Annotated in this window: 10 protein-coding genes and 2 pseudogenes; 2 read left to right on the top strand and 10 right to left on the bottom strand. The window is 62.5% G+C overall.

The window, feature by feature from the left end:
* The 6 genes and pseudogenes from MOV75_RS12185 to MOV75_RS12160 form a co-directional block, all read right to left on the bottom strand.
* On the bottom strand, positions 1-1,521 hold a 1,521-nt coding region (locus MOV75_RS12185), incomplete at its 3' end, for an alkyl/aryl-sulfatase (protein ID WP_247005809.1).
* 136 nt (positions 1,522-1,657) lie between these two features.
* The gene (locus MOV75_RS12180; RefSeq protein ID WP_247005807.1) at positions 1,658-2,182 is read right to left on the bottom strand and encodes a hypothetical protein; all 525 of its coding nucleotides are present in this window, start codon (positions 2,180-2,182) and stop codon (positions 1,658-1,660) included.
* 75 nt (positions 2,183-2,257) lie between these two features.
* On the bottom strand, positions 2,258-3,538 hold the full coding sequence (locus MOV75_RS12175) for a TRAP transporter large permease (protein ID WP_246924504.1): 1,281 nt from the start codon (positions 3,536-3,538) through the stop codon (positions 2,258-2,260).
* Positions 3,539-3,757: 219 nt separating this feature from the next.
* Positions 3,758-4,234, bottom strand: a pseudogene (locus tag MOV75_RS42455) (TRAP transporter small permease); the annotation flags it as partial.
* 154 nt (positions 4,235-4,388) lie between these two features.
* Positions 4,389-5,390, bottom strand: a complete 1,002-nt coding sequence (locus MOV75_RS12165) for a DctP family TRAP transporter solute-binding subunit (RefSeq protein ID WP_247005805.1) — start codon at positions 5,388-5,390, stop codon at positions 4,389-4,391.
* Positions 5,391-5,586: 196 nt separating this feature from the next.
* Positions 5,587-6,357, bottom strand: coding sequence for a methyltransferase domain-containing protein (locus MOV75_RS12160; RefSeq protein ID WP_246924487.1), 771 nt, complete (start codon positions 6,355-6,357; stop codon positions 5,587-5,589).
* Between the two features lie 143 nt (positions 6,358-6,500).
* Here MOV75_RS12160 and MOV75_RS12155 point away from each other — a divergent pair, with 143 nt between their 5' ends.
* Positions 6,501-7,244, top strand: coding sequence for an SDR family NAD(P)-dependent oxidoreductase (locus tag MOV75_RS12155; RefSeq protein WP_247005813.1), 744 nt, complete (start codon positions 6,501-6,503; stop codon positions 7,242-7,244).
* Between the two features lie 344 nt (positions 7,245-7,588).
* A complete protein-coding gene (locus tag MOV75_RS12150) occupies positions 7,589-8,401 on the top strand; it encodes a Crp/Fnr family transcriptional regulator (RefSeq protein ID WP_246924509.1) in 813 nt (270 codons plus the stop codon).
* 273 nt (positions 8,402-8,674) lie between these two features.
* On the opposite strand, the gene MOV75_RS12145 is transcribed toward MOV75_RS12150, so the two are convergent.
* From MOV75_RS12145 to MOV75_RS12130, 4 genes and pseudogenes are all read right to left on the bottom strand, one after another.
* Positions 8,675-9,271, bottom strand: a complete 597-nt coding sequence (locus tag MOV75_RS12145; protein WP_247005811.1) for a hypothetical protein — start codon at positions 9,269-9,271, stop codon at positions 8,675-8,677.
* 45 nt (positions 9,272-9,316) lie between these two features.
* Positions 9,317-9,946 (bottom strand): hypothetical protein, encoded by a 630-nt coding sequence (locus tag MOV75_RS12140; RefSeq protein ID WP_247005804.1) that lies wholly within the window; start codon positions 9,944-9,946, stop codon positions 9,317-9,319.
* Positions 9,943-10,977 carry a TAXI family TRAP transporter solute-binding subunit gene (locus MOV75_RS12135; RefSeq protein ID WP_246924496.1) on the bottom strand — a complete coding sequence of 345 codons (1,035 nt, stop codon included), beginning with the start codon at positions 10,975-10,977 and terminating at the stop codon, positions 9,943-9,945. The genes MOV75_RS12140 and MOV75_RS12135 overlap by 4 nt, the downstream gene beginning before the upstream one ends.
* A 62-nt stretch (positions 10,978-11,039) precedes the next feature.
* A pseudogene (locus MOV75_RS12130) lies at positions 11,040-11,874 on the bottom strand (hypothetical protein); the annotation flags it as partial.

The raw sequence follows: 11,874 nt of genomic DNA, 5'->3' as shown, positions 1-11,874 counted from the left end.
CTTTGGCATGCCCTGCCGCAACTCCTGCGCGCCGAACAGATAGGCGTTGCGCCAGGTCGCGCTTTCAGCGGCGTAGCCGAGTTGCTCCAGTGTATCGGCAAGCAACGCGCGCGCGGGCTGGTTGTCAGGCTCGGCGAAGACGAGGTGGCCGAGCGCCTGCGCGACGAAGCGGAATTCACCCTTGTCGAAATCGCTGCGCGCCCGTGCGAGGATCGCATTCGCGCCGCCCATATACTCGACGTACTTCTTGCCTGACTCCACCGGCGGCAGCGGATCGAGATTGACCGGATTGGCGTCGTACCAGCCGAGATATTTCTGATAGATCGCTTTCACATTGTGCCGGATGTGGCCGTAATAGCCGCGGCCGTGCCAGGCGCCTTCCAGGCTCCTCGGCGGCTCGATCGTCTCGGCGATCTCGGCCGCGGTGAGGCCGTGGTTCATCAGGCGGATGGTCTGGTCATGCGCGAATTTGTAGAGGTCGCGCTGCTGCCGGATCATGGTGCCGATGCGCTCAGCTCCCCACACCGGCCAGTGATGCTGGCCGCACATCGCCTCGGCCTTGCCGTCCCAGAGCTGCAGGGCCTCGTTCAGGTATTTCGACCAGGCCAGCGCGTCGCGCACGTCGGCGCCGCGGAACGGCAGCAGATTGTGGAAATTGTGCGTGCAGTTCTCGGCGAGGTTCAACAGCTTGTAGCGCGGGATGAAGAAGTGCATCTCCGCCGGCGCTTCGCTGTTCGGCGCCATCTGGAATTCGAATTCGACGCCGTCGATCACGCGCCTGTCGCCGGTCGCCATGATCAGGTCGGTCGGCCGCAGCAGCGCGACCGATCCGGCCGCCATCGACTTGCCGAGCCCGCAATCGACCTGCCCCCGCGTCCCCTTGGCGAGCAGCGGCCCGAACTGGTACTGCGCCCGGCGCAGCATCGCCGGTCCCGCGATGATGTTCTCGGAGACCGCGTGCTCCATGAACAGGTTCGGCGCGATGATGGGCACGCTGGCAGTGGCCAGCGCATCCTCCTCCAGCACGCCGCGCGCGCCGCCCCAATGGTCGGTGTGGGTGTGCGTAAAGATGACCGCCGCGACGGGCTTCGAACCTCGATGACTGAAATAGAGCTCGAGCGCGGCGCGCGCGCCCTCGATCGAGGTCAGGGTGTCCACCACGATGACGCCCCGGTCGCCCTCGATCAGCGTCATGTTGGCGATGTCGAGCCCGCGCACCTGGTAGACGCCGGGCACGACCTCGAACAGGCCATGATGCATGTTGAGCCGCGACTGCCGCCACAGGCTCGGATTGACCGTGGGCGGCGCCTGCTCGTCGGAGAGAAAGCCGTAGGGCTTCAGGCTCCAGACCGTCCGCCCCTGCGGATTGGCGATCTCTGCGTTCTCGATCGTGCCGAGGAAGCCACGGGCGGCATCGTCGAAATCCCGCCTGTCGGAAAACGGCAGCGCGTCCAGCATCGCCTTCTGCTGCGCGATGACGGAGGGCGTTGCGTCCTTCGGCTCGCTGATGGGTTCGGTCATGTTGGCATCCTCCCGCCCTGTTGCGCGGCATCTAACCGCATCCCGCGGTCGATTGCCATCGCCGGCGGAGGCGCGAGGACAGTGGATTCTTCTTCGTTTTTCCCCTTGTGGAGAAGGTGGCACCGAATGTGCGCGCTTATGCGGCCGCGAGCTGCTCGAACTGGCGCTTCAGCGTGACCTGGCTGATCGAGGCGTTGAAGCTCAGCCGCACCATCTCGAAACTCGCGACCACATCCATCAGAATGAGGAGCCAGAGGCCGACGTGGCGCAGATCCGGCTGCATGAAGGTCGCGATCGCGGCGGGCGCGGCGATCGCGACGAGATCGAGCAGCGCCGCGAAGGGACGCAGCGCGAGCCGCGCCACCACGCCGGCGCCAAAGCCGAATCCGATCCCGATCGCCATCACCGAGCAGAGTGCATCGCCCAACACAATGCTGCGCGCGGCGAACACGCCGAGCACCAACGCCGTCGCAACGGTGTCGACAATGTAACGCCGCTCCCAGCTCGCCGCTTCGGCCCGAGCAAGCTGCAGCGGCCGCGCGAGGCGGCGGCGGAATGCGATGATTTCGAACGGACGGACAATGGCGATCACGATGCCGGCGATCGTCAAGCCGGCCGTTACCTTATCGCCCGTCTCGTAGGTCGTGATGGCGCCAACCATCGCTTGGCAGCAGTGACATTTGAGCGCGCGTTTACCACGCGTTAGCCATGTTCCCGTCTGTCAAGATTGCCGCAGCTACATCCCCAACAATCGCGGCAGCCACAGCGACAGGCCTGGCCAATACGTCACGACCACCAGGAATCCCAGCATGGTGAGCAGCCATGGCCACACCGCGACCGTGAGCTCGGTGATCCCCATCTTGGCGATGCCGGAGGCAACGTAGAGATTGAGGCCGACAGGCGGATGGCACAGGCCGACCTCCATGTTGACCGTCATCAGGATGCCGAAATGGATGGGATCGATGCCGAGCTTGACCGCGACCGGAAACAGGATCGGGGCCATGATCAGGATGATCGAGGACGGCTCCATCACGTTGCCCGCGACCAGCAGCAGCAGGTTGACGAGCAGCAGGAAGCCGATCCACCCCAGGCCCAGGTCGATCATCCATTGCGCGAGCGCTTGCGGCACGTTCTCGTAGGTCATCAGGAACGAGAACAGCACCGCGTTGGTGATGATGTAGAGCAGCATCGCCGAGAGATTCGCCGATGACAGCAGCACCCGCGGCACGTCCCGCAGCTTCAGGTCCTTGTAGATGAACACCGCGACGATGAAGGCATAGACCGCGCTGACGGCGGCAGCTTCGGTCGGCGTGAACAGGCCGCTGTAGATTCCGCCGATCACGATCACGATCAGCAGGATGCCCCAGATCGACTTGCGGAAAGCGTCGAGGCGCTCGAGGAAGGTGGCCTTGCGCATCCGCGGATAATCGTTGCGCCAGGCCCGATAGAACGTCGTGGCGCCAAGCAGCGAGGCGAGCGCGAGTCCCGGCACGATACCGGCAATGAAGAGCTTGCCCACCGAGCTGTTGGTCGAGACGGCGTAGAGAACCATCGGGATCGACGGCGGGATGAGAATTCCGAGCGAGCCCGACGTCGTGATCACGCCCGCGCCGAACCGCTTCGGGAAGCCTTGCGCAACCATCGCGGGCAGGATCACCGAGCCGATCGCCACCACGGTTGCCGGCGAGGAACCGGAGATCGCGGCAAACAACGCGCACGCGACCACCCCCGAGAGCGCGAGACCGCCGTACCAATGGCCGACCAGCGAGGTTGCGAAGGTGATCATCCGCCGCGCCACCCCGCCATGGGTCAGGAAGTTGCCGGCGAGAATGAAGAACGGGATCGCCATGATCTCGAAATTCTCGATGCCGGTGAACAGCTTCAGCGCCACCGATTCCGTTCGCACGTCGGTGAGCGTGAACATGAAGCTGAGCACGGTGAGACCAAGCGCGATCGAGATCGGCATGCCCGTCAACATCAACGAGAGCAGAAGCGCGAACACGATGAGGACGCGCAGGCCCTGCGGCAAGGTGATGATGTGGCCCGCATGCGCGAAGCATATTGCGACGATCAACACCGGCAGCAGCATCAGGATCCAGCCGAGCGGGCTGCGCTCGTCCCGGACGACCTGGCTGGGCGTGACCGGGGCCGGATGCACCGGATCGGCCTCGACACCCTCGACGCCGGCCACGTCGTGATGCGGCAGCTCGCCGGTGCGGTAGAACGACCAGGCCACCTGCAGGAAGCGGAAGCACATCAAGCCGGAGCCGAGCGGGATGGTGAGATACACCATCCACATCGGCGCTTCCAAATCGTTGGACTGCTGGCCGGTCTGCCACATCTGGCCGACGAAAGCGGCGCCGAAATAGGCGACGATGGCGGTGAAAAGCGCACCGCACAGAAGACCGAAAGTGATGACGCGGCGGCGCGATCCGCCGGGAAGGATATTGACGAGCACGTCGACGCCGACATGGATGCCGGTCCGCACGCCGTAAGCGGCGCCGAACTTCGCCATCCAGATGAACATGTAGATGCAGAGCTCCTGCGCCCAGGACAAGTCGAGCGCGGCAAGCCAGACGAAAGCCGCGCGCGCCGGGACGGCCAGGAAAGCCAGGTTGCGGGCTTCCGCCCATTTGGCGATGTCGATCGACAGCCCGGCGCCGTAACGGTGCAGCACGGCGACGAAGATGAGCGACGTCGCAGCCGCGATCATCGTCGCGATCAGCCATTCCTCGAGATGATCGAGAAAACGATTCAGCACACGCAGCAACTTGGTCCCCCCAGCATTGGCTCGTCTGTTCGGATGCGAAACGGCCGGGCGTGCGATCACCCCCGACCGTTGCTATTGTTCTTATTGGGCCCGGCCGTCAGTTCATCTTGACGTCGAGTTCCTTGGCGATGAGATCGAGCACCTCTTGCCCGACCCTGCCCTTCGCCCATTTGTAGGTCGGCTGCATCGCCTCCTGCCACGCCTTGCGATCGGCGTCGGTGAGCACATGCAGATTGGTCTTGCCGGTCTTCTTGATCTCGGCCAGCGCGTCCTCGTTCTCCTGGCGTGCGATCGAGTTGGTGTAGTCGGTCGCCTCGGTCATTGCCTTGTCGAGTTGGGTGCGGATATCGGGCGGCAGGCCGGACCAGAACTTTGAATTGACGATGACAGCATATTGCAGGTGCGCATGATAGGACACGGTGATGTCCTTTTGCACTTCGTAGAACTTCTGCGTCAAATAGTTCGATGCCGTGTTCTCGCACCCGTCGACCACGCCGGTCTGCAGCGCCTGGTAGACTTCGGAGAACGCCATGATCTGCGGGATCGTGCCGACCAGGCGGAAATACTGGTCGGCGACCTTGGATCCCGAGATGCGGACCTTCAGGCCCTGGAAATCCGTCGGTTTTATCAACGGACGATTCGAGGAGACCATGTGGAAGCCGTTGTCCCAGTAAGCGAGCCCGGTGATGCCCTTGGCCTCGAGCTTCTGGAACAGCCACTTGCCGATCGTGCCCTTGATTGCGGTGGCATAGGTCTGGTCGTCCTTGAACAGCCAGGGCAGGTCGAGCGCCTCGAATTCCTTGATGCCGAGCGGCGCGAATTTCGCGGTCGAGGGCGCGAGCATGTGCACCGAGCCGAGCTGGAGCGCCTCGATCTCCTCCTTGTCCTTGTAGAGTGTGGAGTTCGGGTAGACTTCGACCTTGACCTTGCCGTCGGTGTACTTCTCGGCGAGCTCCTTGAACTTCAGCGCACCCTTCCCCTTCGGGGTGTCGTTGGCGACGACGTGGCTGAACTTGATGACGATCGGAGTTTGGGCTTGCGCAACAACAGGGGCCAGAACGAGCGCGGCCGCCGCGACCGCGAGAAGCAGTTTGCGCATGAAGGCCTCCCCAACAACCTCGAAAATCGGGCTCTTCTTGTTTTGCAGGTCAGTAGTGGCAGCAATCCGCAAGCCGAACAACTAGACCTAAGCCCAATTTGCCGCAGCCAAGCTAGCTTGACGAGTGCGGTCTACGCAACCCGGCCCCTGCGCCCGTCCAGGGGAACGAGCGCTTATGTCGCATTGCGGCAGTGCATCACCTCTTGCGCTGGGCAACCACGAAGAGACGGCGGAACGGGAACAGGGTCTGCCCCGCCGCATTCTTCGGATAGGCCCTCGCAATGCGCGCGCCATAGGCGGCTTCGAACGCGATCTTCTCGTCGCCTGCGAGCACGTCGAGATAGCGCGTCAGCCAGGTCCCCTTGGTCCATTCCTTGACGGGGTTCTCGCCTTCGAGCACTTGCAGATATTCGGTCTCCCAGATGTCGATGTTGGCCGACATCGGCGCGAGAAGATCGTGATAGAAGGCCGGCCCCTCGACCGGCGGCGGCGTGACGAGATGCTCGACCTTGGACCGCCACGGACCATCGAGCGCGGTCTCGCCGATCAGCACATGCGAGGGCGCGGTAAAATTGCGCGGCATCTGCACGGCAAGCATGCCGCCAGGCGTCACCTTCTCCATCAGCGCCGGAAACAGCGCCGCATGATCGGGCAGCCAGTGCAGTGCGGCATTGGAATAAATCAAGTCGTATTGTCTGGCGGGGCGCCAATGGCCGAGGTCTTCGTGCGACCATTCCACATCCGGCGCGGCCTTGCGCCCGGCCGCGACCATCTCGGCCGAACCCTCGACGCCGGTCACACTTGCATCCGGCCAGCGCTCCTTGATCAGCTTCGTTACGTTGCCCGCGCCCGCCCCGAGATCGGCGATCGCATGCGGAGCCATATCCGGAATCCGCATCAACAGGTCGACGGCGGGCCGGAGCCGGTGGCCGGAGAATTTTAAGTATTGCTGCGGATCCCAGACCATCGCCCGCCCCTTTTCTTTTTGATGTTTCCCTGGCCAAGGCTCTTGGTTACCACTGCTCATCCCCGTTGGGCAAATCACCCCCGACCGGGACAGGACAGGAAACGAACAGCAACAAGCAAAAGCAAATAAGAGAGCGTGTGACCATGGACCTCGGGCTCAAATCGAAAACCGCTGTTGTCACCGGAGCGAGCATCGGCATCGGCCGCGCCATCGCCAAGGGCCTCGCCGCCGAAGGCGTGCGCGTCGTCGGCGTGGCACGGCGTACCGATCTGCTTGCAGAGCTGGCGAAGGAGGAAGGCTCCGGTCTGATCACGCCGTTCGAGCAGGACGTGATGGCCAAGGACGCGGCGGAGAGGATCGCGGCCTTTGCGCTCAAAGAGCTCGGCCATGTCGGCATCCTCATCAACAATGCCGGCGGCAGCCGGCCGCTGCCGGTCGATGCGCCCGACAGCAAATGGGACGAGGCGATCGCGCTGAACTTCACCAGCTACCGCCGCATCGCGCATGCGCTGCTGCCGCAGATGATCGAACGCAAATGGGGCCGCATCGTCAACATCACCGGCAAGTCCGAGCCGGAAGGCCTGAACGCAGCCTTTGCCGCCAAGGCCGCCGTGCACGCCTGGGCCAAGGGCCTGTCCCGCGAGATCGGCGAGCACGGCATCACCATCAACTGCATTCCGCCCGGCCGCATCATGAGCGAGCAGATCCGCCGCAACTACGCGCCCGATTATCGCGAGCGCTTTGCCGAGGAAGAGATCCCGGTCGGCTATTGGGGCGAGCCGGAAGACCTTGCCGCACTCGCGGTGTTTCTGGCCTCACCGGTGGCGCGCTACATCACGGGCACGGTGATCCCGGTGGATGGCGGGTTGAGGCGGTATCAGTTCTAGCAATTCACGGAATGCGTTCGGTGTCACAAGGCGTGAGTGTTGCGGCCGGCCTTTTCGGACAGCATCCAAGGTGAACCATGATGGGTTTCGCAAGCGCTCTCCCCATCTTACAGGCTGCATTGCCAGAGCCCCTGATGGGCAGGGACCTAAATAGTATGATGTATGCAAGAGCCTGCCTTTGCGAGAACAGCAGCAAGCGCTTCTCCGCAGTTCTCCGCGCTTGATCTCGACTGATGCCTCTGTTTGGATAGTTTTCCTTGGGGCAGTTCGTATTTCGGATAATCATGGTGAATGAAATAAATGGATATCGTCGTTCGTTGGGTGCGCGTTCACGAGAGAGCATCGTGACCGTTCACCGCACGGGAATCGGCAATCGGCTACTGGCGGCATTGCCGCCTGCGGATCTCGGCTTGCTCACGCCGTATTTCCAGAAAGTCTCGTTCGAAACCGATGCCGTCCTGGTGCGATCGGGCGATGAGCTCGACCCGGTTTATTTTCCTCATAGCGGCGCAATCGCATTCATGCTCGATATGCCGGACGGGCAATCGGTCGCAACCACCCTGATGGGACGGGAAGGCGCTTTGGCCTCGTTTTCCGTGCTCGGCCCGGCGCTTTCATCCGTGACCGCGATTGCTCGCATGGCCGGTACGGCGTCGATGATTTCCGCCGCCAAATTCAGGGCTGCCTATGCGCAAAGTACAGCCATCAGGAATGTCGTGCAGGTCCACGCCCGCGCCGTGTTATTGCAGCTCCAGCACGTCGCCGCTTGCAACGCGCTGCACCGCGTGGATGGCCGCATGGCGCGCTGGCTCCTGCAGCTTCACGACCGCGTTCCCAACGACCTCCTTCCGGTGACGCAGGAGGCGCTTGCGCAACTGCTTGGGGTGCGGCGAACGACAGTGACTCTGACGATGAGCAAGCTGCGCGAGGCCGGCGCCGTCCCGTCCGACAGGCGGGGGTTTATAGAGATCGATCGGGCACGGCTCGAGAGGGTCGCATGCGATTGTTATGCGCTCATGCAGCACAACATCGACCGGATGTATTGCCAGGAATTGTCGGAACCGCAGCCTGCCGATCGGCCATTCCGGCAAAGCGTCATCGGCGCCTCCGAGGGAGCGGACGGTGAATCCAGATGCGCTTCGCGGGCCGGAAAATAGAGAGCAGAGCCTGCAATCGCGATGACGGTGCTCGACTGCACCAGTCGACGAATGGCGGAGGTTCGCCCCGCCTCAGTCGCGGCCGTCAACGAGGCGCGATCTGATTTAGGCGTGGCTTCCCATCCGCTGCTCCAATTGGGTAAGCGGGCCGTCATTTTCCCGAATCCGCACGGTGATCCAGGTGGATGGGGCTGAGGCGGTATCAGTTCTAGGGTTGGCCTCCTGAATCCACCGCCCGCGAGCGCACGCGATGTCCAGCCTCTCCGCCGGACCTCACGGTTTGACGTAGCTCCAGCCCTGCTCCTGCAACTCCATGACCCGGACGACGCCGGATTTGACAATCGTGGCCTGTGGAATCAGGCTTATGTCCTTGTTCTCCGCCTTACGCATGTTTTCTTGCGTGTTGCCGCAAGCCTTGAACGAGATTTCGGGATGGCTCATCGCGAGCACCTCGATGCGTGACTTTACCGGCGAGGTGTCATCGCGCAGCATGTGAAGGCCGGGACCAAAGGTGACGACCTCGATCGACACTGGCTCACCGAGATCGCGATAATATTGCGCGACGTTGCTCGCATTGTTGAGTGTGAGGTTCATCATCGCAGGCTCGTTGGAATTAACCTGCAGCACCAGCCGATGCGGCTTTTTCGCGCTCTCGGTTTTTGTAGCCTGAGCCATCTTCGTGTTGTTCGGAGAATCCTGCTTGATCGCGTGATTCTGTCGCGGCTTGCTCACCTGCTTCTGTCCACCCGGATGCTTCGGGTTGCTCGCTTGACTCTTCTCGCGCGCCTGCGGGATCCACTGGTTTTCCTGCTGCGCCTGCGCGCCCGGTCCGACCAGAAGCAGCATCGTCAAGCCGCTGATGACTGCCATCGCCAATTTTGGATTCATCATCTCGTGTCTCCAACTCCCTGACCATCACCTACCCGGTCTGGCGACGGCATGTGGCCATTTGCATGCAGCCGCCATTTTCTTGCGCACGTTTTCGAATCCGCTGAGCAGGAATTGTCCGTCTTGCACCGGGCCAGTGCGGGTGAAAAGGCTCACAACGATGTGACCGTCGTCGGGTAATGAGCTTAACAACTTTACGACGTCGCCCCCGAAAGCAACGCCGGAGCCGAATGACGGCGACGCTGCTGCGAATTGCATTGGCGTATCCGCATTCAGCCGAAAGGAGATGACGTATTCGTTGGCGCTGCGTGACAGCGCCGGTCCGGCGACTATGGCTTCCGTGCGGCCCCTGCGGCAGTGGATTGCGAGTTGCATCGCGGTGCCATCCGAGCTGCCGACGGAAGTGGCGGTGGCGATGACGACCGGCAGATAATCCACGGGCGAAGTCGTCTCGCTGACGATCCAGCCTGCATCCTGGCTACCCCGACTGGACGGTGGAATCTTGCGCGATAAGTCTTGCAGACATTCCAGCCGGGCTTGTCCCTCCATCGCCGAACAAGCCCTAAGTGTTTCCATGGGACCGCTCGTACTTTGCGCGTAGGCGATACTGCAGGCGACGTTGAAGGCGACAGCGAGTGGAGGAGCGGCAGTCTTCATGGCCTCGCCTGTACGCTGCGCGCTTTGCGATCCAGCCATTCCTGCGCCGCTTGGAAGCGGGTGAGCCCCGGGACGGATGCCGCAAGATTGATCGACTGCCATTTCGGATCGAAGCCTGGTGCCTGCAGGCGGTCGATGCGCGAGAACAGGTACTCGACAAGGCGAGCCACGCGTTGGTAGCGATTGGAGCGCAGCGGCCAGTTGAAAGCGACAAGCGCTGTCGGGACCGCGATGGTCGAGACCCGCTCACCCTGCTTGATCAGATTGGGATACTCATTGGCGTCCAAGGTCGCGGGCAGATAATAGTCCTCGAACTTCTTGTCGTAATGGATCGGGAGGAACTTGAATCCAGCCTCCCAGCGGCCCTTTACGAAGGCGTCGACGGGTTTCGACGTGATGAACACCACGGCCGACATTTCGCCTTTTCGCATCTGTTCCAGGGCAACCTGATGCGGAATGAACGTCTTGTCGACATCGATCCCGAGGCGGCTGAAGATCAGTGGGCCTGAATAGGCGGCCGCGGTACCCAGGGTGTTGAAGTTCACCCTCTTGCCGACAAGATCCTGCAGGCTTGTGATTTCAGGCCGCACAAAAATGTGCAGCTCGGATGGGAAGAGATTGAGCAGATAGGTGATGCGGCTTCGGATCTGCGGCGCCTGAACCTTATACTCCTCGAGCGCGTCGGAATTGATGATGGCAGTATCGACGCCGCGCAAATAGAGCAGCGCGTTCAGATTGTCGGTGGCCCCCCGGGTGACGATCGGCAGGAGATGCAGGTCTGCTCCGTCGTCGACGACGCGAGCCATTTCTGCGGCGAGGCGGATCGGCGCGCCCTCGAGCAGGCCCCCGGCGAGCCCGACCGTCCAGGCGTTCATCCGGTCTTTTTCGTTCTCTTTCGGGAGCGGTCGGACGAGTTGTGCATCGGCCTTGGCATTTCTCGCCGTTTGCGCTTCCAGGCAGGCCGTTTGAAGCATCATCGCGACCGGCACCAAGAGCAGGAGCAACGAGCGTGACTTTGGCGCCTTGTTCATGTCGTTCCCTTCCGGCTCAGCCACCGCGAGCTTTCGTACCTCGGACTGCAAGAAGCCCATTCTCAGGGTCGCAACGCATCCAGCCGTTCCTTCGCTTCGCGAATACCGCCCCTGTGTGCCTTCGCGTAGAGTTCTCGCGCCTTGGCCGCTTCGCCGCGCGTTCCATAAGTACCCCAGGCGGATAGAACCGCCGGATCATAGGTCTCGGCGAGCATGAAACTTGCCTGCGCAATGTTTTTCTCAGCTGCAAGCTCGAGGACAATGCGTGCTGCACCAATATTTCCCTGATCGAGCAGCGCCCTGGCACGCGGGATCAAACGGGCCTCCGCCTCGCTCTGGACCGCGGCGGTCGGTGGCTCCGCCACTTCCACGCTCCGCCTCGCCGGCAAGACCGGGGCGTCATTTGCTTGCTCGGCGAGGACGCGCTCACCGGTGGAGCGCCACCCCGGTGCACGATCTTTCTCACGGGCCTGAGTCTTGCTCAGCTCCTGTTGCAGCGACTGCCGCAGTTCACTGATCTCCCGTTTCGCTGTCTGTCTCTGCTGCCAGGCCGCATTTTCGGCCTCGCGCAATTGCACGTTGCGGGTTTCGATCTCACGGCGCAGTTCGGCAAGTTCGCTCTCCAGCGCAGCGGCATGCGCCTGAGCCTCTTCGAGCGCGCGGCGTTGTTGATCGGCATTGGCAGCTGCGGCCTGCGCTGCTTTGGCCTCCGTGACGAGAACGGCGTTCTTTTCCTGCTCTTGCTGCAGGGACTGCCGCAGTTCCGCAATCTCCAGCCCTGCCGCCTGGCTTTGCTCCGCGGTCGCAGCTTCCGCCATAAGCAAACGGCGAGGTATTCCGGCGAGTTCGCTCGCGAGCGCGGCGGCGCGCGACTGCGCCTCGTGGCGTTCCTGCTCC

This window comes from Bradyrhizobium sp. PRIMUS42 (genome assembly GCF_023006515.1).
In the GTDB taxonomy this organism is placed as follows: Bacteria; Pseudomonadota; Alphaproteobacteria; order Rhizobiales; family Xanthobacteraceae; genus Bradyrhizobium.
This window is presented reverse-complemented; position numbering and strand designations above follow the sequence as displayed.